Raw genomic sequence first — 21949 nt, forward strand, 5'->3', positions numbered from 1 at the left:
GGCTAGGCTGAGGCCGATGCTGCCGAGTGGTTGCCCATGAGCCTGAGCTTCGATCCCGATACAATCTCGCTTCCCGTCGGCCACTTCATCGATGGGGAGCTGATTTCGGCCGAGGGTGCGATCGAGATGCGCCGTCCGTCCGACGGCAAGTCCTATGCCGCCTGCCCCGTGGCCGGTGCGGACTTGGTGAACCGGGCGGTGGAAAGTGCCAAAGCGGCGCTGAAAGCCAGCAACTGGGGCGGCGTCCGGCCGCGCGAGCGCACCAGGGCGCTCCACGCCTGGGCCGATCTGATGGAAGCGGAAGCCGAAACGCTCGCCAGGATCGAGGCGCTGTCCTCGACCCGGCCCGTGGGCCAGCTCGCCGCCGGCGACATCGCCGTGACCGCCGAGCAGATCCGCTTCTTTGCCGAGTTCGCCGATAAGGAAGGCAGCGAACTGGCGCCGACCGACGACGCCAGTTTCGGCATGATCATGAGCGAACCCTATGGCGTCGTGGCCGCGATCACGCCCTGGAATTTTCCGATCTCGATGGCCGGCTGGAAACTCGGCCCGGCGCTGGCCGCGGGCAATGCAGTCGTGCTGAAGCCGTCCGAAATGACGCCGTTCTCGACCGTCTATTTGGCGCAGCTCGCCGTCAGAGCCGGCCTGCCGGCAGGACTTATCAACGTGGTGCTCGGCGACGGTCCCACGACCGGCACGGCGTTGACCGGCCATCCCGAGATCGCCAAGGTCAGCTTCACCGGTTCGACCCGCGCCGGCTCGGCGATCATGGAGAACGTCGCCCGCACCGGCGTCAAGCCGATGACGCTGGAGCTCGGCGGCAAGAGCCCGCAGCTCGTCTTTGCCGATGCCGATCTCGACAAGGCGGCGGCCGCAATCGCCGGCAGCGTCACCTTCAATGCCGGCCAGGCCTGCGTGGCCGGCACGCGCCTGATCGTCGAGAAGAGTGTGGCCGGCAGGCTGACGGCCTCGATCCTGGAAAAGATGAAGGCGGTGAGGCCCGGCCCGACCTGGGACGAGACCACGCAGTATTCGCCGATCATCTCGGAACGGCAGCGGGGACGTGTCGACGCCATCGTGCGGGCCGCGGTCGAGGCCGGCGGCGAATGCCTGACGGGCGGCACTTTTATGGACAGCCCCGGCTATTTCTACGAGCCGACGCTGATCGCCAATGTCGACCAGGCCAATCCGGCGATCGTCGAGGAAATCTTCGGCCCGGTCCTGACGGTCCAGACCTTCGAGACCGAAGACGAGGCGCTGGCGCTGTCCAGCCATCCGACTTACGGACTGGCTTCCGGCCTGTTCACCGCCGATCTGTCTCGCACGATCCGTCTCGCGCGCAAGCTGGAAGCGGGCACCGTGTGGGTCAACCGCTACAGCCGCTCGCGCGACCACATCCTGCCGACCGGCGGCTACAAGCGCTCCGGTATCGGCAAGGACCTTGGCCGCGAGGCCTATCTCGCCAACCGCAGGACCAAGAGCGTCCTGATCAGCCTGTGAAGAGATGCCGATGAAGACCTACTCGATCGCCCTGATCCCCGGTGATGGCATCGGTCGCGATGTGACCGCCGCCGCCTGGACGGTGCTGGAAACCGTGGCCAAGCACTCCGGCTTTGCCCTGACTGGGACCGAGTTTCCATGGTCCTGTCGTTTCTTCAAGGAAACCGGCCGCATGATGCCCGAGGACGGCATCGAGACATTGCGCCGCTTCGACGCCATCCTGCTCGGGGCCGTCGGCTGGCCGACGCAGGTGCCTGATTCCGTTTCTCTCCATGGACTTTTGCTGCCGATCCGCAAGGCATTCGTGCAATACGCCAATATCCGGCCGCACCGGCTGCTGCCGGGTGTGAGGGGGCCGCTGCGGGCCGAGAGCTTCGATATTCTGTGCATCCGCGAAAACACCGAAGGCGAATATTCCGGCGCCGGCGGGCGTGTGCATCAAGGCACGCTGGACGAGGTCGCGGTGGAAACCTCGATCTTCACCCGGGCCGGGGTCGAGCGCATCCTGCGCTTCGGCTTCGAGCAGGCACGGGCGCGGCGTGGCAGGCTGGCTTCCGTCACCAAGTCCAACGCGCAGAAATATTCAATGGTGTTCTGGGACGAGATCACGCGCAAGCTGGCCGCCGACTATCCGGACGTCGACGTGACCAGCTATCACGTCGACGCGCTCGCTGCGCGCATGATCATGGATCCGCAGAGCCTCGACGTGGTCGTCGCTTCCAATCTCTTCGGCGACATACTGACGGATATCGGCGCGGCGATCCAGGGCGGGCTCGGCTACGCGGCTTCCGCCAACATCAACCCCGACCGCTCGGCGCCGTCCATGTTCGAGCCGGTGCACGGCTCCGCGCCCGACATCGCCCACCTCGGCATCGCCAACCCGATCGCCGCCATATGGTCGGGCGCAATGATGCTCGATCATCTGGGCGAAAAGGACGCAGCCGGCCGCGTCATGAACGCGATCGAAGCGACAACGGCGCGAGGGGTGGGAACCACGGCCGGCAAAGATCGCACGGACGCCATCACATCCGCCGTTGTCGCGGCGCTCACCTGATTTGCGAGGTCGTTTTCGATGAAAAGCCTGAAAGACAAAACTCTCTTCCGCGAGGCCGGCCTGATCGGCGGCAGATGGGTCGCGGCAGGTTCCGGCAGAACGGTCGATGTGATCGATCCGGCAACACAGATATCGATCGGCACAGTGCCCGACATGGCCGGCCCGGAGGCCCGCGCGGCCATAGAGGCCGCGGCTTCCGCCTATCGGGATTGGAAAAAGAAGACCCACGCCGAACGCGCCGCCCTGCTGGAGGCCTGGCATGGTCTGATGCTTAAGCATCTGGACGATCTCGCACTGATCCTGACCACGGAACAGGGCAAGCCGCTGGACGAGGCCAAAGGCGAGATCCGCTACGGCGCATCCTTCGTCAAATGGTTCGCCGAGGAGGCGCGCCGGATCAATGGCCACACCATCCCCTCGCCTACATCAGACCGCCGCATCATCGTCCTGAAGGAACCCGTCGGCGTGTGCGGCATCATCACGCCTTGGAACTTTCCCAATGCGATGATCACCCGCAAGGTCGCGCCGGCGCTGGCCGCTGGCTGCACGGTGGTGATCAAGCCGTCCGAGTTCACGCCCTATTCGGCGTTGGCGCTCGGTGTGCTCGCCGAACGCGCGGGTATTCCCGCCGGCGTCATCAACATCGTCACCGGCATGCCGGCCGAGATCGGCAACGAGATCATGGCGAATGAGACCGTGCGCAAGATCTCCTTCACCGGTTCGACCAGGGTCGGCTCGCTGCTGATGCGCGGAGCGGCCGACAGCGTGAAAAGGCTCAGCCTCGAGCTCGGCGGCAACGCGCCCTTCATCGTCTTCGACGACGCCGACCTCGATCTCGCGGTCGAGGGGGCGCTGGCGTCGAAGTTCCGCAATGGCGGCCAGACCTGCGTGTGCGCCAACCGCATTCTCGTCCAGGCCGGAGTTTATGACGCCTTCTCCGCCAAGCTCAGCGCCCGCGTCAATGCGTTGACGGTGGGACCGGGCACGCAGCCCGGCGTCGCCATCGGGCCGATGATCAACATGGCGGCGGTCGAGAAAATCAATCGGCACGTCGAGGATGCGCTTGCCAAAGGCGCGACGATCGTCACCGAGAAGCCGGTGCTGCCGGAGGGTCCTCAATATGTCGCGCCGCTGGTGCTGGCCGGTGCGACAAACGAAATGGAACTCGCCAGCGAGGAGACTTTCGGTCCGGTCGCACCGCTTTTCCGTTTCGAGACGGAAGAGGAAGCTGTCGCGCTTGCCAACGGCACACCTTACGGGCTTGCCTCCTACTTTTACACCGAGAACCTGAAGCGCGCCTGGCGCGTCGGCGAGGCGCTGGAGTTCGGCATGGTGGGTCTGAACACCGGCTCGGTTTCGATGGAGATAGCCCCCTTCGGCGGCGTCAAGCAGTCCGGCCTCGGGCGCGAGGGCGCGCAGGCCGGCATCGAGGAATATCTGGAACTGAAGAGCTTCCACATGGGCGGGCTGGGTTAACCCCAGCCCCGATCACTGGATCCGGTCGAGCGCCTTGTAGTAGAGACCGACCATCGGCAGGAACCAGGGCTTGCCGGAATAGCCGGGAATGGCAGGCCACTCGAGCCCCTTCATCGGATTGCGGTCCGCACGACCAAGCATGGCATCGGCCATGATCATGCCGAGATGGGTGGAAAGCTGCGCGCCGTGGCCGGAATAGCCCATCGCGTACCAGACCCCGTCATGGTAGCCGGCCCGCGGGAAGCGGTCCTTGGTCATGTCGACCAGCCCGCCCCAGCAATAGTCGATCTCGACCCTGGCGAGCTGCGGGAAGATCGCCGCGAGGCTCGCCCGCAATATCTGTCCGCTCCTGGCATCGGAGCGCTGGTCCGATGTCGCCGAAAAGCGTGCGCGGCCGCCGAAGATCAGGCGCTTGTCCGGCGCAAGCCGGAAGTAGTTGCCGATGTTCATCGAGGTCACGCATGTCCGGTTGCCGGGCATGGTCGCGGCGATCTCGGCGTCGCTCAGCGGTCGCGTGGCGATGATGAAGCTGCCGACGGAAATGATCCTGCGGCGAAAATAGCCGAAATTCGGCGTGGTGTAGGCGCCGGTCGCCACCAGCACATTGTCGGCGCTGATGCGGCCGCGGGAGGTGGTCAGCTGATGGCGCGTGCCCGACTGCCTATGATCCGTCACCGCCGCATTCTCGTGGATGACGGCGCCATGGCGAACCGCGGCTGTCGCCAGCCCGGCCACGTAGCGGCCCATATGCATCATGGCGCTCTTCTTCGACAGCATCGCGCCATGGAAGGGCGAGCCGATCTCGGATTTGAGATCGTTCGGCGACAGCAGCGCCGTGTCCGGATCGACCTCGGCATGGACGGCCTCGAAGTTACGGGCGATCGCTTCGAAATGCTGCGGCTTGGAGGCGAGCTTCAGCTTGCCGGCGCGGCGGAAGTTGCAGTCGATACCCTCCTCGGCGACCAGCGCCTCGATGGTGTCGACGGAATCGTCCAGTGCCCGGTAGAGCGCGATCGCGCGCTCCTTGCCGAGCTCCGCCTTGGCCGAAAGGTAGCTGTGGGCGAGGCCGTTGTTCAGGTGCCCGCCATTGCGCCCGGACGCGCCCCAGCCGACCCGCTCCGCTTCCAGCACCGCCACCTTGGCGCCGGCCTTCGCCAGTTGGCGGGCGGCGGCGAGACCGGTGAAGCCGCCGCCGATGATGGCGGCGTCGTAGTGTCCCTCGACCGGGCCCTGCGCCCCGCCGGAAAAAACAGGGGCGGTGTCGTGCCAGTAGGAGACCAGCTTCATTTGCAATCCGTGAGTTTCAAAGCCCGACCACGCCCGGAAGACCGGAAATGTCGGCGATCTCGACATAGCCGTAATAAGGGTTGGCCGGCTCGTGGCCGCGATTGACCCAGACCTTGTTCTTGATCCCGAGATCATGCGCCGACATCAGGTCGTAGCGGAACGAGGACGAGCAGTGAAGAACATCCTCCGGGCCACAGCCCAGCCTATCGAGCATATATTCGAAAGCCTTGAAGCGTGGCTTGTAGGCCTGCGCCTGTTCGGCCGTGTAGACGGCATGGAATGGCGCGCCGAGCTTCTCGACATTGGACATGATCTGCGCGTTCATGGCGTTGGAGAGGATGACCAGCGGAATCTCCTTGGCAACCTTCGCCAGCCCGGCTGGAACGTCCGCGTGGGGCCCCCAGGTCGGGACACGCTCATAGACCATCGTCGCGTCGTCCGGGCTGAAGGCGACGCCGTTGCGCTTGCAGGCGCGCTCGAGCGCGTTGTGGACGACGTCGGCATAGGGCTTCCAGTCGCCCAGGATCTCGTCGAGCCGGTAAGCCGCGAAGTTCTTGATGAACGCCTGCATGCGCGGCTCGTCGAGCCGGCTCCCATAGAGGTCACGCGCCACCTCGGCCATCTGGAAATTGGTCAACGTGCCGTAGCAGTCGAAGGTGATGTATTTGGGCCTGAAAGAAGCCATATCCGTCGATCTCCGGTGGAAGCACATCCGTGTTGGGACGTCTTTCATCATAAGCCGGCAGGAAGCGACCCACCTGACCGAAAAGCGCCTGCCGAAAGCAGAAAGTTCCGTATCCGCGGTTCCGTTTGGCACGCTGTAGCATCTTGAGCGTCGAAGGATGCCGCTGGTCGAGGCGCTAAAACGCATCCAGTTCCATAGGGGCCAGCACAAGATGCGGCGCACGCCCTCAGCAACGGCGAATGATACCGCCGAAGTCGAAACCTTCAGACGATCTGCGGCGCACCGATGATCGAGACTTGGGGTCAGACTGAAAGGTGCGTCATGCAGCAAGGCGAGATCGAACTCCAGGACTTCGGGCCGGATCATATCGAGGGTGCAGTCGCGCTATCTCGGCAGGAGAATTGGCCGCATCGCCCGCAGGATTGGCAGATGGCGCTGCAGCTTTCGAGCGGCGCGGTTGCGCTCGACGACCAGGGCCGGGTCGCAGGGACAATCCTGGTAACGCCTTACGGTGCCGATTGCGCCATGATCAACATGGTGATCGTCGACAGGAACGCGCGAGGCAAAGGGCTCGGGCGCCGGCTCATGGAACGGGCCTTCGCCCTTGCCGGCGACCGTCCGCTGCGGCTCGTCGCCACGACCGACGGCATGCCTCTTTATGAGAAGCTTGGCTTCGTGCCCTCGGGCACGATTCTTCAGCATCAGGGCCAGGTGGCAGCGCTTGAGGCTTCCGACGGTGTGGAAGCCGCGGGCGCGCACCATCTGCCGGAAATCAAGGCCCTAGACCGTGACGCCTACGGCGCCGACCGTGAAGCTTTGATCGATGCGCTGGCCGAGCGGGGTGAATTCGCAGTCATCCGCCGCAGTGGCGTCATCGCGGCCTATGCCGCAATCCGCCCGTTCGGACGCGGCGAGGTGATCGGCCCCGTCATCGCCGAAAATGCCGACGACGCCAAGGCCCTGATCAGCTTCTTCGCCGCGTCTCGCCCTGGCGCTTTCCTGCGCGTGGATACCGAAAGCAGGACCGGCATCGCCGGCTGGCTCGGAGAAATCGGCCTTGCTCATGTCGGGGGCGGCGTCGCTATGGACCGTCCGGCCAAGAATGGGGCCGAACAGGCCAGGCCAAAAGTTTACGCCCTCGCCAACCAGGCGCTCGGATAGTCCGGAGGACAACAATGCTCGCCAATTCCCTGATCGAACTCGACCGCGCCCATCTCATCCATCCGGTCGCCTCATATCGCGGCCATGAGGCGCTCGGCGTGCGGGTGCTGAAATCGGCGAAGGGCGCTACCGTGACCGATGCGTCCGGCCGGCAACTTCTCGACGGCTTCGCCGGACTGTGGTGCGTCAATGCCGGCTATGGTCACGACAGCATCGTCGAGGCGGCGGCCCGGCAGATGCGCGAGTTGCCCTACGCCACCGCCTATTTCGATCTCGGCTCGGAGCCCGCCATCCGGCTCGCCTCGGAGCTGGCAGACCGCGCGCCGGGGGATCTCAATCACGTCTATTTCACGCTCGGGGGATCGGACGCTGTCGACAGCACGATCCGGTTCGTCCGCTACTACTGGAATGCCAGAGGCGAGCCTGAACGCGACCAGTTCATTTCAATTGAGCAGGGTTATCACGGATCGTCGGTGGTCGGCGCGGGCCTGACCGCCCTGCCCGCCTTTCATGCCGGTTTCGGCATTCCGTTCGAATGGCAGCACAAGATCCCCTCGCCCTATCCCTATCGCAATCCGGTTGGCGATGACCCGAACGCGATCATCGCCGCGTCGCTCGCCGCGCTGAAGGCGAAGATCGAGGAGATCGGGCCGGAGCGGGTCGCCGCCTTCTACGCCGAGCCGATCCAGGGCTCGGGTGGCGTTATCGTCCCGCCGAAAGGCTGGATCAAGGCGATGCGCGAGCTCTGCCGTGAATACGGCATCCTCTTCATCGCCGACGAGGTGATCACCGGTTTCGGCCGCACCGGCCCCCTGTTTGCCTGCACGGAGGAGGATATCGTTCCCGACTTCATGACCACCGCGAAGGGCCTGACCTCGGGCTATGTGCCAATGGGCGCGGTCTTCATGGCCGATCATGTCTATAACGTCATCGCCGATGGCGCAGGCGCCTCGGCGGTCGGCCACGGCTACACCTATTCCGCCCATCCGGTCAGCGCCGCCGTCGCGCTCGCGGTGCTGAAGCTCTATGAGGAAGGCCTTCTGGAGAACGGCGCCAGGGCCGGCGCGCGCTTGATGGCGGGCTTGTCTGCCTTGAGCGATCACCCACTGGTCGGCGATGTGCGGGGTCGCGGCATGCTCGCCGCCATCGAGTTGGTGGTCGACAAAAAGAAGAAAACGCCGCTTCCAGCCTCGGCCATGCCGGCGCGGCGCGTCTTCGATAGGGCGTGGGACAATGGCCTGATCATCCGCGCCTTCGCGCATGGGGTTCTCGGCTATGCTCCGCCGCTCTGCTGCACCGACGGCGACATCGATGCGATCATCGAGCGCACGCGCCGGACGCTGGACCAGACGCTGGACGACGCCGATGTCCGCCGGGCGCTTGCATGAAGGGCGACGCATTTTTCGCATCTCGAAATATCGCCGCGGCAGACGATTTCGCAATTTTGTGCCGCTACCTCGCGCCTTTTCGGCGAATCCAGCGCGGGGGAAGTGCCAGACTGCTTTTTAAGACAAGGCCAGAAAGCCCGGATTTCCGGGCTTTTGAAAAAGGCCGACGCCCCGGACAGCACGGAATTTTGTTCTGTTCAGCATCAGTAATTCGGCCGCGCGCAGAGGAGAGCCAGTCTTGGCCAGGGGCTTTAGCGAATTCAAATACATGACCTTCGATGTGGTCGGCACGCTGATCGACTTCGAAGGCGGCATAACGACCTGCCTGGCCGGGATCGCTGCGGAGGCCGGTGTCTCAATCGACGGCGAAGAAGCGCTGGCCCTTTACCGGCAGGCCCGCTACATGCCCGATGCGAACCTGTTCCCCGACGATCTCGCGCGTGTCTACACGGTCATCGCACCGCGGCTCGGCCTGCCGGCCGAGGAGAAATACGGCGCCCGCCTGCGGGATTCGGCCAGCGTCTGGCAGGGCTTCTTCGACAGCAGGGCGGCGCTGGCCGGCCTTGCGACGTCTCATAAGCTGATTGCCATGACCAATGCCCGGCGCTGGGCTCTCGACCATTTCGAGAAGCAGCTCGGATCGCCCTTTTTTGCCACCTTCACTGCCGACGATACCGGCACGGAAAAACCGGATCCCGCCTTTTTCCAGAAGGTCCTCGATTTCGTGGCGTCGCGCGGCGACAGCAAGGACGACATCCTGCACGTCGCGCAAAGCCAGCATCACGACATCGGCATATCCCGAGCGCTCGGCATGACCAACTGCTGGATCGAGCGCCGTCATGCCCAGAAGGGCTATGGCGGCACGATCGAGCCCGAGCGCTTCACCGTGCCGGACTACCACTTCACCTCGATGGCCGCGTTTGCGGCGGCCGTGCGGGAGAGCATGAAAGAACGAACCTGAACCCAAGCCCGGAAAAGCCGCAGCAAGACGCGCGTCCTGACCAACCAACGAAAGGGGAATGACATGACCGACAAGATCACCAACTGGACCGGAGCAGACGATGCGATGGTCGAAAACGCCATCCGGCGAGGCGCGAGCCGCCGCGAACTCCTCAAGATGCTGCTGGCGGGCGGCGCCGCGGTTGCCGCGGGCGGCGTTGTGCTTGGCCGTGCCACGCAGGCCGTCGCCGCCACGCCGGTCTCCGGCGGAAACTTCAAGGCGGCCGGCTGGTCGTCATCGACGGCCGACACGCTCGATCCGGCAAAGGCATCGCTCTCCACCGACTATGTCCGGTGTTGCTCGCTCTATAACCGTCTGACCTTCCTCGACAAGGATGGCAAGACGCAGATGGAACTGGCCGAAAGCATCGACAGCAAGGACGCGAAGACCTGGACGGTGAAGCTGCGCAAGGGCGTCACCTTCCACGACGGCAAGGACCTGACGGCTGACGACGTCGTCTTTTCGCTCAAGCGCCACCTCGACAAGTCGGTCGGCTCCAAGGTCGCCAAGATCGCCGCACAGATGACCGGCTTCAAGGCGGTCGACAAATCGACGGTCGAAATCACCCTCGCCGATCCGAATGCCGACCTTCCAACCATCCTGGCGCTGCACCACTTCATGATCGTGGCCGACGGCACCACCGACTTCTCCAAGGGCAACGGCACAGGCGCCTTCGTGCTGCAGACGTTCGAACCGGGCGTCCGTTCGGTCGTCACCAAGAACAAGAACTACTGGAAGTCGGGCAAGCCCTATCTCGACTCCTTCGAATTCATCGCCATCAGCGACGACAGCGCCCGGGTCAACGCCTTGCTTTCCGGCGATATCAATTTTGCTGCCGCGATAAATCCGCGCGCAATGAAGCTGCTGCAGAGCCAGCAGGGCTTCGAACTGTCGAAGACGACCTCGGGCAACTATACGGACCTCAACATCCGGCTCGACATGGATCCGGGCAGCAAGGCCGATTTCGTGACCGGCATGAAATACCTCGTCAACCGCGAGCAGATCGTGAAATCGGCATTGCGCGGCCTCGGCGAAATCGGCAACGACCAGCCCGTCTCGCCGGCGAACATCTTCCACAATGCGGACCTCAAGCCGAAGGCTTTCGATCCGGACAAGGCGAAGTTCCACTTCAAGAAGGCGGGCCTGCTCGGCCAGTCCATTCCGGTGGTCGCCTCGGACGCCGCGACCTCGTCGATCGACATGGCGGTCATCATCCAGGCCGCCGGCGCGGAAATCGGCATGAAGCTCGACGTTCAGCGGGTCCCGTCCGACGGCTACTGGGACAATTACTGGCTCAAGGCGCCTGTCCATTTCGGCAACATCAATCCGCGCCCGACGCCGGACATCCTGTTCTCGCTGCTTTACGCCTCCAACGCGCCCTGGAACGAAAGCCAGTACAAGTCCGAGAAGTTCGACAAGCTGCTCGTCGAGGCGCGCGGCCTCCTCGACCAGGCCAAGCGCAAGGAGATCTACGGGCAGATGCAGACCATGATCTCCGAGGAAGCAGGCACCATCATCCCGGCCTACATCTCCAACGTCGATGCCCTCTCCAGCAAGGTGAAGGGTTTGGAGGCGAACCCGCTTGGTGGCATGATGGGGTACGCAATGGCGGAATACCTCTGGCTCGAAGCCTAAGAGGCGCCTGTAGGGGACCGGTCAGCCGGTCCCCTACACTGCATTGCGCAAGATTGTTTGGCCGAACGCAACCGCAGGGAGCTTCCATGAAGTCTGGGGTTCTAAACCTCGTGCTGAAGCGGCTGGCGATCGCGATCGTCACCCTTCTGATCGTCCTGTTCGCCGTGTTCTTCGCCACCAGCATGCTGCCGGGCGACACGGCGTCGATCCTGCTTGGCCAGGCGGCGACGCCCGAGGCGGTCGCCGGCCTGCGCGAGGCCATGCATCTCAACGATCCGGCGATCCTGCGCTTCCTGCGTTGGCTTGTCGGTCTGCTCCACGGCGATCTCGGTACCTCCTACGCCAACGAAATGCCGGTCGCGGCCCTGATCGGCGGGCGTTTCGTCAACACCATGAAGCTCGCCGGCATCACCACGCTGATCTCGGTGCCACTGGCGCTGACGCTCGGCATCACCGCCGCGATGCTACGAGGCTCCGTCTATGACCGCACCGTCACCGTGCTTTCTATCGGCGTGATCTCGGTGCCGGAATTCATGGTCGCGACCCTCGCCGTCCTGCTCTTTGCCGTTTATCTGAAATGGCTGCCGGCGTTGTCTTCGGTCAACGAGGCGCACTCGCTTGCCGACCTCGTGCGCATCTATTCGATGCCGGTGATCACCCTCACCTTCGTCATCTCGGCGCAAATGATCCGCATGACGCGCGCCGCGGTGATCGAAACGCTCTCAACGCCTTATGTCGAGATGGCGCTTCTCAAAGGCGCCTCTCGCAGCCGCATGGTGCTCAACCACGCCCTTCCGAACGCGCTTGGGCCGATCGTCAACGCGGTCGCGCTCTCGTTGTCCTATCTGGTCGGCGGCGTCATCATCGTCGAGACGATCTTCAATTATCCCGGCATCGCCAAGCTGATGGTCGATGCGGTCGCGACCCGCGACCTGCCGCTGATCCAGAGCTGCGCGATGATCTTCTGCCTTGGCTATCTCCTGCTCATCACGGCCGCCGACATCGTCGCCATCATGTCCAACCCGAGGCTCAGATGACAGTGGCGCGCGCGGCATCCTCCCGACGGTCCTTCCTGGGCCACAGCTACAACCTCGTGGGCGTCGTGGCCTCGCTGGTCATTCTGGCGTGGACGCTGGTCGCGATCTTCGCGCCCTACATCATTCCCCATCCGATCGGCGATATCGTCGACGACGACTATTTCGGCCCGATGCGCCAGGGGCTGTGGCTCGGCTCGGACTATCTGGGCCGCGACATGCTTTCCAGGGTTCTCATGGGCGCACGCTACACCGTCGGCATATCGCTTGCCGCCGTCTCGATCGCCTGCTTTTCGGGGGTCGTTCTGGGGATGATCGCGGCCGTCACCGGCGGCTGGTTCGATACCTGCCTCAGCCGCTTCCTCGACGCCATGAACTCCATCCCCAGCAAGCTGTTCGGCCTTGTTGTCGTCGCCGCGGTCGGCTCATCGATCCCGGTGCTGATCCTGACGCTCGCCGTCATCTACATCCCGGGCGCCTACCGCTTCGCGCGGGCGCTTGCCGTCAACATCAACACCATGGATTTCATGACCGTCGCCCGCGTCCGCGGCGAGAGCACTATCTATCTCATCGGCTCCGAGATCCTGCCGAACATCATCCGGCCGGTGCTTGCCGATTTCGGCCTGCGCTTCGTCTTCATCGTGCTGTTGCTCTCCGGCCTGTCCTTCCTCGGGCTCGGCCTGCAGCCGCCTTTAGCCGACTGGGGCGCGCTGGTGCGCGAGAACATCGGTGGCCTGCCCTTCGCAGCCCCGGCCGTCATCGTGCCGTCGCTGGCGATCGCCAGCCTGACCATCAGCGTCAACCTCTTAATCGACAACCTGCCGCAGAAGATCAGGGACCGGGACGCATGACCAATCTCGTCGAGGTCAGGAACCTTAGGATCGAGGCAAAGACCGACGCCGGACGTCTGGTCGAAATCATCAAGGGCGTCAGCCTCGACATCGCCGATGGCGAGATCGTCGCCCTGATCGGCGAGAGCGGCTCCGGCAAGACGACGGTGGCGCTCTCCCTCATGGGCTATGCGCGGCCCGGCTGCCGGATTACTGGCGGCGAGATCAATGTCAACGGCAAGAACATGGCTGCGCTTACCGAGCGGGAACGCGCCAGGTTGCGCGGCACCCACATCGCCTATGTTCCGCAAAGTGCCGCCGCCGCCTTCAACCCCGCGTCGACCATTATGGAGCAGGTGATCGAAGTCACGCGCATCCACGGCCTGATGCCACCCGAGCAGGCGCGAAAGCGCGCGGTCGAGCTGTTCCGGGCCTTGTCGCTGCCTGATCCGGACGGTATCGGCGCCCGTTATCCGCACCAGGTTTCAGGCGGGCAATTGCAGCGACTGGCGGCCGCCATGGCGCTGATCGGCGATCCCAAACTGGTCATTTTCGACGAACCGACGACCGCACTCGACGTGACGACCCAGATCGACGTGCTCAAAGCATTCAAGTCGGTGATGAAGGCGGGCGGCATTGCGGGTGTCTACGTTTCCCACGACCTCGCGGTCGTCGCCCAGATCGCAGATCGCATCGTGGTGCTGAAGGGCGGCGAGGTGCAGGAGACCGGCACGACGGCCGGAATCCTTTCGGCTGCCCAGCATCCCTATACACGGGAATTGCTGGCCGCTTTCGAGCCGAAGTCGAGGCAGATACGGGCCGATGAAGATTCCGGACCAAAACCGCTGCTTCGCATCGACAATCTGATAGCCGGATACGGCCCGGTGAAACGTGACGGGCAGCCGGTTATCCGCGCGGTCGATTCCGTCAGCCTGGTCGTGGAGAAGGGCCGCAATCTCGGTGTCATCGGCGAGTCCGGTTGCGGAAAATCGACGCTGGCGCGCGCCATCGCGGGCATTCATCCGGCGGCGACCGGCGATATCGTCTTCGACGGCAAGGCACTGGAGCGCGCCGCCCGGAAACGCACTCGCGACCAACTGCGCGAGATGCAGATCGTGTTCCAGTATGCCGATACCGCGCTCAATCCCGCCAAGCCCATTGAGGACATCATCTCGCGACCGCTGGCCTTCTATCACGGGCTCGACAGGCAGGCGCGCTCGAAGCGTGTCGACGAGTTGCTCGACATGGTGCGCCTGCCGAGGTCGCTGCGCTACCGTCATCCCTCGGAGCTCTCGGGCGGCCAGAAGCAGCGCGTGAACTTCGCGCGCGCGCTGGCGGCCGGTCCGAAGCTCATCATCTGCGACGAAATCACCTCAGCGCTCGACACGGTTGTAGCGTCCGCCGTGATCGAGCTGCTCAGGGAGCTGCAGCGCGAGCTGGGGCTCTCCTATATCTTCATCAGCCACGACCTCTCCGTCGTCGAGGCCATCTGCGACGAGATCATGGTCATGTACAATGGTGAGCGGGTGGAGCAGATCACGCCCGACAAGGTCAAGTCGCCCACGCACCCCTATTCCAAACTTCTGTTTTCCTCCGTGCCGAAGCTCGATCCGACCTGGCTCGACGGCCTCGTCCGCGACCCCGAGCTCGTCACTCAGTACGGCCACCGCTGACCAAACTGACCGGAGGGGATTCGCCGGACTACAGTTGCGAGCAGAGCCGGTAGGCCTCATAGATTGACGAGTAGATGTCCCTGCTGGCGACCGCGTCTCCAATGCGGTGCAGGACGAAGGATCCTGGAGCTTGGAGCCCTTGCACCCCCTTTGTCGCCACTCCCGTCATGAGCGCGATGTCGGTCACGCCCTTATTGGCGGAGCGGGCACGCAATTCCTGGTAGGTATCTTCCACAGGTGCCGTGCCGCGCTCGACAATGAGTTGGGCCGCGGTCATTTCCGTTTCTGCACCGGTGAGCTCATGCCGGAACCGGGCGGCGATGCCGTTGCCGTGGCGCGCTGCCTTGATGAGCCGCAGATCGCCGACGACCCGGATGCCGAGTTCGGACGCGAGTTTGCGGAAACTGACCCGGTCCGGATAGGGTGTCTCGATCGCCAGGGTGTCGTCCGCCATGGCCACGCTGACCGCATGTCCCAGGCGGGCAAGATGCAGGGCACAGGATATGGCGGCCTGACGCCCGGTCTCATCGTAGATGAGCACATCGGCCTTCGCGGGCACGACCCCGGTCAAGATATCCCAGACGCTGTCGCAATGTTCGGCGCCCTCCAGCCACTCCATGTCGGGGATGCCGCCTGTGGCGACGATAACGGCATCCGGTTTCTCGGCAAGCACTCCATCTGCGTCCGCATAGGTGTTGAGACGGACATCCACGCCGAGGCGCGCGAGTTCGTCGATGCGCCAGTCGACTATACTGATCAGATCCTTGCGGTCGGACGCCGAGGCCGCAACGAGCACCTGCCCGCCGAGCCGGGCCCCGGCTTCGAACAAGGTCACGCTGTGCCCGCGCTCGGCGGCGACCCGGGCCGCCTCCATCCCGCCCGGACCACCGCCGACGATGAGCACTCGTTTCGGCGTTTCGGTCCGGTCAATGATGTGGCTGACGGTCGTTTCATGGCCGCTGGCGGGGTTGTGAATGCAATGGACCTTCTTGTACAGGCAGTAGGACGCGCCGACGCACGGGCGGATGCGGTCTTCTTCGCCCCGCATCACCTTGTTGACGATATGCGGGTCGGCAATATGCGCTCGAGTCATGCCGACCAGATCGACAAGGTTTGCGCGGATCGCGTGCCGCGCCGTGGCTACGTCCCTGATGGCGGCGGCGTGGATGACCGGCAGCCTGGTTTCCCGCTTGAACTGCCCAACCAACGGCAGAAACGGCGCGCTCCTGATAAACATGCCGGGCATATTCTGCTCGGCCAGCGACAAGTCGGTGTCCATGCGGCCGAAGATGCAGTTGAAGAAATCCACATGGCCTTCGCGCTGGAACAGCCGGGCGAAGGCAAGGCATTCCTCGAAATCCGATCCGTCGTCGACCGCCTCGTCGATCACCAAGCGGATTCCGACGGCGAAGTCGTTGCCCACCGCGCGGCGGATCGCTTCGTGAACCATCAGCCCGAAGCGCGCGCGGTTTTCCAGCGAGCCGCCGAAAGCGTCCGTGCGCCTGTTGGTTCTGCGCGACAGGAATTGGCCAATCAGATGGCCGCCGGTGACGGTCTCGACGCCGTCCAGGCCGCCGTCAACGCAGCGCCTGGCGGCACTGGCGTAATCCTTGACGATCCTGTCGATGTCCGCGGCGTCCATTTCCTTGGGGAAATTCCGGTTTCGCGTCTCGCGGACGCGTGACGGCGCAACCGGCGGCAGCCAGTGACCGGCATAGGCAGTGGCGCGCCGGCCGAGATGCGAGACCTGACACATGACCGCCGCGCCGTGGCGATGAATTCGCTGCGACAGCGATTGGAGATGAGGGATGATGCGATCGCTGGAAAGATCCAGCTGACCGCCGCCCCAGCTCGAATCGGGCGACGTCAGTGGCTATACGCTTAGCGTATGGCCGGTTTCGCTAAACTCGTCCCGTCCGCACGCGGACTCCTCGTTTTCGAGGCCGCTCTCCGTTCCGGAAGTTTCACCGCCGCGGCGCGCGAGTTCAACGTCACGCAACCGTCGATCAGCCGCGGCATCGCTCAGCTGGAGGCCGATCTCGGCGTGGCTCTGTTCACGCGCGGTCCAACGGGATTGTCCCCGACCTCGGAGGGGCGCGCCCTCTATTCGGCTGTACGGCAAGGATTTGACGGCATCGAGGAGGCGATCGGCACGATCAAGCGGAACAGTGCCGCAAAGCCGGTGGTTACCCTTTCGCTCTCGAGCTCTCTCGCTACGCACTGGTTCGTTCCGAGGTTAACGGCATTCAACACGCGATTTCCCGACGTGGACCTGAGGTTCGAACTCATCGCCGGCGTTCTGCGAGGACCCGCCGAGAATGTCGACCTTGCCACCAGAATCCTGGCCGACGACCACACCCACTATCACCGCTGGGCCTTCTCGCCGGAAATCATCGTTCCGGTGTGCAGCCCATCCTATCTGTCGCACCACGGCCGCTTGAACCATGACTCGGACGGCGAAGGTCATATCCTGCTTCATCTCACCGACGCCAAGGAGCAGTGGCTGGATGCCTGGGGCAGCGTAGCCCGCCGCAAGACCAGCAGGGCAAAGTGGCTCGAATTCTCGGACTACGCAGTCGTGCTTCAGGCCGCGATGAACGGAGAAGGCGTGGCGCTCGGCTGGCTCAGTAATGTCTCAAGGGCACTGCTTCAGGCAACGCTCGTTCCGGCCTCGGACAGGCAGATCAACACCGGACGGATTCATGAATTGATTGCACCTCGCTCACGGCCGGTGCGGCCGATCGTCTGCGATATCCGCGCCTGGATGATCGCCGAGATGCAAGCCGAGTTGAAAGCGTTGCACCCACTATTGCAGCCTGGCGTCCTGTAGCCCGGACCGCAGCAGACAGACTGCAGCGCCCGGCACAGCCTACCCGCTGACTACATCGGAAACAGGCTGGGCAGCGGCATGTGCGATTTGACGATCGGCGACTTCAGCACCACGAAGCTGAAATACTTGTCGATGCCGATATCCATATCGGTCAGCCGCTCCATGATCGTCTGGTACTCGCCAATCCCGGCGGTCACGAATTTCATCAGATAGTCGTAACCGCCCGACACGAGGTGGCATTCGATGACCTGATCGATCTTCTCGACGACGGCGAGAAAGCGGGCGAAGTCCACCTGGCGGTGGTTCTTCAGGGTGATTTCGGTGAACACGGTCAGTGTCTGGCCGAGCTTGCCGATGTTCACCTGCGCGGAATAGCCTTCGATATAGCCTTCCGACTGGAGCTTCTTGACCCGCATCAGGCACGGACTCGGCGACAGGTGCACCAGTTCGGCCAGCTCCACATTGGTGATGCGGCCGTTCTTCTGCAATTCATGCAGAATCTTGATGTCGATCCGATCCAGTTTCACGTCCATCTCCGAAGAACGCAAGCCACAGCACAAAATGCCGCCACTTCTCTAGCCGTGACACTACCATAGCCCGCAGGCCTGTCCATCCGATGGACCTGCTCTGACACGCAGGGACTCTCGATTTCATTGCGCCCTACGGAATAAAATTCTGCCTGAAGCATAACTGCGGCAGCGGCTGCCTGCGCAACGCGCTAGATTCGAGCCTCAAAGGCAGAGAGAGGACCATGCGCGCGCCGCTGAAACAGATCGAGACATCCGACGAACTGCCGCAATCCGCGGATGCGGTGGTGATCGGCGGCGGCATTGTCGGCGTCTTCGCGGCCTACTACCTGGCTAGGCGCGGCTTGAAGGTCGCGCTTGTCGAGAAAGGACGCATCGGCGCCGAGCAGTCCAGCAGGAACTGGGGATGGTGCCGCCAACAGAACCGCGACGCCCGCGAGCTGCCGATGGCGACGCGCAGCCTCGATCTCTGGGAGCGCTTTGCGGCCGAAAGCGGCCAGGACACCGGCTTTCGCCGCTGCGGCCTGCTCTATCTCAGCAATGACGAGGCGGAACTGGCCGGCTGGGCGCGCTGGCGTGACTTCGCCAGAACAGCGGGCGTCACCACGCACATGCTCGACAGCGCCGAGGCCAGCGGGCAGGGCCGCGCCACCGGCCGTACCTGGAAAGGCGGCGTCTTCTCGCCGACCGACGGCACCGCAGATCCGTCGCAGGCCGCGCCAGCGGTCGCCCGCGCCATCCTCCAGCTTGGCGGCACGGTGCATCAGAATTGCGCCGCGCGCGGTATCGAGACCGAGGGCGGTCGCCTGTGCGGCGTGGTCACGGAAAGCGGTACGATCCGCACGAAGGCGGCGGTTTTGGCCGGTGGCGCCTGGGCGTCCTCCTTTTGCCGTCAGTTCGGCTTCCGCTTCCCGCAGGCCTCGATCCGCTCCTCCATCCTGTCCGTCTCGCCCGGCGCGGGGGGCTTGCCGGATGCGCTGCACACGGCAAAAATCTCGGCGACGCGGCGCGGTGACGGCGGCTACACGCTCGCCATAAGCGGCCGCGGACGCGTCGACGTGACGCCGCAGCAGCTGCGCTTCGCTTCGCAGTTCGTCCCCATGTTCCTGAAGCGCTGGCGCAGCCTCGCGCCCGGCGGGTTGCAGGGGGTGCGCTCAGGCCACGAAACGCTCCAACGCTGGCGGCTCGACCGGCCGACGCCGATGGAGCGGATGCGTATCCTCGATCCGATGCCGGATCAGGCGACCATCCGCCTGACCCATGCCCGCGCGCTCGAGCTGCTGCCTGCGCTGCGGCAGACGAAGATCAGCGCGGCCTGGGCGGGCTACATCGACAGCACCCCGGACGGCGTGCCGGCCATCGGCGAGATCCACGCCGTTCCAGGCTTCTTCCTGGCTGCCGGATTTTCGGGTCACGGCTTCGGCATCGGACCCGGTGCCGGGCACCTCGTCGCCGATCTTGTCACCGGGTTGGAGCCGATCGTCGATCCGAAATCCTACGATCCGCGGCGTTTCGATGCTTCGGCGTGGGGCAAGGTCGCCGACTTCTAGTTTCAAACGCGACATTCCGACATCGCTTGGCAGGTGAACCCTCCGGATTGTATCAGCTCTCCCGAAGAAAGGCGCCGATGGGGGCAGGCCGGATGGGGGCCTGCCCGCGAAACCGGCCGACATCCTCGGGCCTACAGCCGGCGTGGGCTGCGATGAGTTCGGCGGCTGCCAACTGGCAATAACGCCCCTGGCAGCGCCCCATGCCGACGCGCGAGAGCGATTTCACCTTGTTGGCCTCGCCACCGCCGACAGTCGTGCCCTCGCGCACGGCCCCGGCAGTGACGTTCTCGCAGCGGCAGACGATTGTATCGTCGGGAAGCGCCCTCACCATCGCGCTCGGCCAAGGAAAGGCCTGGGCCAGAGCACGGGCAAAGCGCTCGAGCCGTGCGAGCCGGTGAAGATCCGCACTGACGCAAGCCGCCGTATGGCCAAGATCGGCAAGGCACGCCGCCGTGGCAAGGCGTCCAGCGATCTCCGCGCCGTCCGCCCCTAGGAGACGGGCCCCATCACCGGCCAGATAGATGCCATTGCCGGCCCGTCCCATCCGGTCGGTCTTCGGCAGCCATTGCCGCCACTGCTCGTCATAAGTGAAGGTGCATCTCGCTAGGTCTGCCAGATGCGTCTCCGCCCGCAGGTGCCAGCCGATCCCGATCATGTCGCATGGGGTAACGCGCTCCCGGCCGCCGGCGTCGCGCCAGCGCATCCCGGTGACACCCTGTCCGTCGGCATCGATTCGCTCAGGCGTCACGCCAGCGTGGTAGCGGCGACCAAGCCGCGCCCGCAGGGTTAGCCCACGCAACGCCACGATTGGTCGGGCGGCAAGTCCCCAGAACCCGCGCATCTGCTGGCGCCAGGAGGAGGTGTCGAGCACCGCCGCCACATCCGCTCCGGCCTTGAGGAGTTGCATGCCAACCAGCGTCAGCAAAGGGCCCGACCCGATCAGCACGATGCGCCGTCCGAGCGCGACGCCCTGCGCCTTGAGCGCGATCTGCGCCGCGCCAAGGCTGAAGACGCCGGCGTTCTGCCAGCCAGGGATCGGGGCGACGCGGTCGGATGCGCCGGTGGCGAGGATCAGGCGGTCGTAGAAGACGACCTCCGCGCCGCCCTCCCCCAGCACATGCAGCCGCCCCTCATGCACGGCGATGACGGAGCTGCGCGCGCAATAAGTGAGCCGCCCTTCATCGGCCATCCGGTCGAAGAGCAAATGCAACGCGCGAGCCTTGTCCGCCTCAGAGCCGTACAGCTGCTCCGGAGTTCGGACGAACCCGGCAGGCGGGCGGCGATAGATCTGCCCACCCGCGCGGTGCCCTTCATCGATCACCACCGGATGGAGCCCGGCCTCGACCAGTGTCGCCGCGGCCCTTATGCCGGCGGGGCCCGCACCTACGATCACGATGCGCGGCGATGACGGCTCGCTCACGGCCAGTTCTCCGGCGGCGTCGTGCGCAGCCGCATGCCTTCGACGACAAGAGTTGTGCACGCACGCAGGCGCGGTCCCTCTTCTTGCCACACCCAGCAGTCCTGGCAGGCTCCCATCAGACAGAAACCTGCGCGCGGCTCGGGATCGAACTCAGAACTCCGGAGCGCATGTGCTGTAGCCAGCATTGCGGTCAGCACGGTGTCGCCGTCCAGCGCGTTGCGCGTCTCACCGTCGAGAAGGAACTGCACCTCCTCGCGATCGCGCTCGGCCAGCCGGACAATGCGGCCGGCCGTCATCATTCCGCCGCCTCTCGTACCGGCCCCGGACGTGGCAGTTCGGGAAAGCGTTCGCAGACCACCTCGAAGGCCGCTTGGACGCCTTTCGGCCCGGAGCGACCTTTCATGCGGCGAAAAATCTCCGTCTTGGCGAAGAACCGCCAGTGGATCGGCAAGGCGTCCAGGAGAGCGTGGAGCCGGTCATAGGCGGCCGGCGTCCACTGCGCTTCGTAGCTGTCGCGCTCCGGCCCGAAATGGAAATGGCCGGCGGCCGGCTTGTGCCTCGCGCGCAGCCGCTCCGTCGCGTGCTCGTCGACTTCGCCGCCGCGGATAACGACCCCGTAGTCGCTTTCGGCTGCGGCCCGCGAGAGATAGCCGCGCCGCACATCCTCAGCGACCCGCCAGGGCTCGCGCTGAAACGGATCGCCGCGTCCGCCGCCGCCGGCGGAGCGGATCTCGAGCACGTCGCCCGGCTGCAGCACCGCCGTGTCGACGTTGCCCAGCCGCCGCTCGCGGTCGGTGCCCGGATTGACGACCATGTCCGACAAGCCGGCCGCCTTGCCGCCCAGCACGCCCCAGGGACGGAAGAAGCTGCGGTCGCGATTGCGCGCGGTAATCCGGGAG

Annotated in this window: 19 protein-coding genes; 12 read left to right on the top strand and 7 right to left on the bottom strand. The window is 64.6% G+C overall.

Annotation, left to right across the window (positions count from 1 at the left end):
- Positions 1 to 36: 36 nt before the first annotated feature.
- Genes EOA32_RS13665 through EOA32_RS13675 form a run of 3 tightly spaced genes read left to right on the top strand, consistent with a single transcriptional unit; the run spans position 37 to position 4030 of the window.
- Positions 37 to 1500 carry an aldehyde dehydrogenase family protein gene (locus tag EOA32_RS13665; RefSeq protein WP_095776344.1) on the top strand — a complete coding sequence of 488 codons (1464 nt, stop codon included), beginning with the start codon at positions 37 to 39 and terminating at the stop codon, positions 1498 to 1500.
- Positions 1501 to 1510: 10 nt separating this feature from the next.
- Entirely contained in the window at positions 1511 to 2554 is a 1044-nt protein-coding gene (locus EOA32_RS13670; RefSeq protein WP_095776672.1) for a tartrate dehydrogenase, read from the top strand.
- Between the two features lie 18 nt (positions 2555 to 2572).
- Positions 2573 to 4030 (top strand): NAD-dependent succinate-semialdehyde dehydrogenase, encoded by a 1458-nt coding sequence (locus EOA32_RS13675; RefSeq protein WP_066989163.1) that lies wholly within the window; start codon positions 2573 to 2575, stop codon positions 4028 to 4030.
- Positions 4031 to 4042: 12 nt separating this feature from the next.
- Here EOA32_RS13675 and EOA32_RS13680 read toward each other — a convergent pair whose 3' ends face one another.
- Both EOA32_RS13680 and EOA32_RS13685 read right to left on the bottom strand, forming a co-directional pair.
- Positions 4043 to 5317, bottom strand: coding sequence for an FAD-binding oxidoreductase (locus tag EOA32_RS13680; protein ID WP_095776345.1), 1275 nt, complete (start codon positions 5315 to 5317; stop codon positions 4043 to 4045).
- 16 nt (positions 5318 to 5333) lie between these two features.
- Positions 5334 to 6002 carry a haloacid dehalogenase type II gene (locus EOA32_RS13685; RefSeq protein WP_128372041.1) on the bottom strand — a complete coding sequence of 223 codons (669 nt, stop codon included), beginning with the start codon at positions 6000 to 6002 and terminating at the stop codon, positions 5334 to 5336.
- Positions 6003 to 6323: 321 nt separating this feature from the next.
- On the opposite strand from EOA32_RS13685, the gene EOA32_RS13690 reads away from it, so the two are divergent.
- The 7 genes from EOA32_RS13690 (at position 6324) to EOA32_RS13720 (ending at position 14723) form a co-directional block, all read left to right on the top strand.
- Positions 6324 to 7163, top strand: a complete 840-nt coding sequence (locus EOA32_RS13690) for a GNAT family N-acetyltransferase (RefSeq protein WP_128372042.1) — start codon at positions 6324 to 6326, stop codon at positions 7161 to 7163.
- A gap of 14 nt (positions 7164 to 7177) precedes the next feature.
- Positions 7178 to 8551: an aspartate aminotransferase family protein gene (locus EOA32_RS13695; RefSeq protein WP_128372043.1), complete on the top strand. Its 1374-nt coding sequence runs from the start codon at positions 7178 to 7180 to the stop codon at positions 8549 to 8551.
- A gap of 238 nt (positions 8552 to 8789) precedes the next feature.
- On the top strand, positions 8790 to 9512 hold the full coding sequence (locus EOA32_RS13700; protein WP_128372044.1) for an HAD-IA family hydrolase: 723 nt from the start codon (positions 8790 to 8792) through the stop codon (positions 9510 to 9512).
- Between the two features lie 63 nt (positions 9513 to 9575).
- The gene (locus EOA32_RS13705; RefSeq protein ID WP_095776349.1) at positions 9576 to 11186 is read left to right on the top strand and encodes an ABC transporter substrate-binding protein; all 1611 of its coding nucleotides are present in this window, start codon (positions 9576 to 9578) and stop codon (positions 11184 to 11186) included.
- Between the two features lie 86 nt (positions 11187 to 11272).
- On the top strand, positions 11273 to 12223 hold the full coding sequence (locus EOA32_RS13710) for an ABC transporter permease (RefSeq protein ID WP_128372045.1): 951 nt from the start codon (positions 11273 to 11275) through the stop codon (positions 12221 to 12223).
- Entirely contained in the window at positions 12220 to 13071 is an 852-nt protein-coding gene (locus EOA32_RS13715) for an ABC transporter permease (RefSeq protein ID WP_066989179.1), read from the top strand. The genes EOA32_RS13710 and EOA32_RS13715 overlap by 4 nt, the downstream gene beginning before the upstream one ends.
- Positions 13068 to 14723, top strand: coding sequence for an ABC transporter ATP-binding protein (locus EOA32_RS13720; RefSeq protein WP_128372046.1), 1656 nt, complete (start codon positions 13068 to 13070; stop codon positions 14721 to 14723). Before EOA32_RS13715 ends, EOA32_RS13720 begins: the two co-directional genes overlap by 4 nt.
- A gap of 28 nt (positions 14724 to 14751) precedes the next feature.
- Here EOA32_RS13720 and EOA32_RS13725 read toward each other — a convergent pair whose 3' ends face one another.
- Positions 14752 to 16593: an FAD-dependent oxidoreductase gene (locus EOA32_RS13725; RefSeq protein ID WP_348632202.1), complete on the bottom strand. Its 1842-nt coding sequence runs from the start codon at positions 16591 to 16593 to the stop codon at positions 14752 to 14754.
- 18 nt (positions 16594 to 16611) lie between these two features.
- On the opposite strand from EOA32_RS13725, the gene EOA32_RS13730 reads away from it, so the two are divergent.
- Positions 16612 to 17553 carry a LysR family transcriptional regulator gene (locus tag EOA32_RS13730; RefSeq protein WP_128372047.1) on the top strand — a complete coding sequence of 314 codons (942 nt, stop codon included), beginning with the start codon at positions 16612 to 16614 and terminating at the stop codon, positions 17551 to 17553.
- A 50-nt stretch (positions 17554 to 17603) separates the two neighbouring features.
- On the opposite strand, the gene EOA32_RS13735 is transcribed toward EOA32_RS13730, so the two are convergent.
- Entirely contained in the window at positions 17604 to 18080 is a 477-nt protein-coding gene (locus tag EOA32_RS13735; RefSeq protein ID WP_066989429.1) for an Lrp/AsnC family transcriptional regulator, read from the bottom strand.
- Between the two features lie 224 nt (positions 18081 to 18304).
- Here EOA32_RS13735 and EOA32_RS13740 point away from each other — a divergent pair, with 224 nt between their 5' ends.
- Positions 18305 to 19630: an FAD-binding oxidoreductase gene (locus EOA32_RS13740; protein WP_128372048.1), complete on the top strand. Its 1326-nt coding sequence runs from the start codon at positions 18305 to 18307 to the stop codon at positions 19628 to 19630.
- Positions 19631 to 19682: 52 nt separating this feature from the next.
- Here the strand turns inward: EOA32_RS13740 and EOA32_RS13745 are convergent, their stop codons facing one another.
- From EOA32_RS13745 to EOA32_RS13755, 3 genes are all read right to left on the bottom strand, one after another.
- Positions 19683 to 21050, bottom strand: a complete 1368-nt coding sequence (locus tag EOA32_RS13745) for an FAD/NAD(P)-binding oxidoreductase (protein WP_128372049.1) — start codon at positions 21048 to 21050, stop codon at positions 19683 to 19685.
- On the bottom strand, positions 21047 to 21349 hold the full coding sequence (locus tag EOA32_RS13750) for a (2Fe-2S)-binding protein (protein ID WP_095776355.1): 303 nt from the start codon (positions 21347 to 21349) through the stop codon (positions 21047 to 21049). Before EOA32_RS13750 ends, EOA32_RS13745 begins: the two co-directional genes overlap by 4 nt.
- The coding region (locus EOA32_RS13755; RefSeq protein WP_189407129.1) for a hydantoinase B/oxoprolinase family protein at positions 21346 to 21949 on the bottom strand (604 nt) is incomplete at its 5' end. The genes EOA32_RS13755 and EOA32_RS13750, both read right to left, overlap by 4 nt.

It is taken from the genome of Mesorhizobium sp. M1A.F.Ca.ET.072.01.1.1 (assembly GCF_004023325.1).
GTDB lineage: Bacteria > Pseudomonadota > Alphaproteobacteria > Rhizobiales > Rhizobiaceae > Mesorhizobium.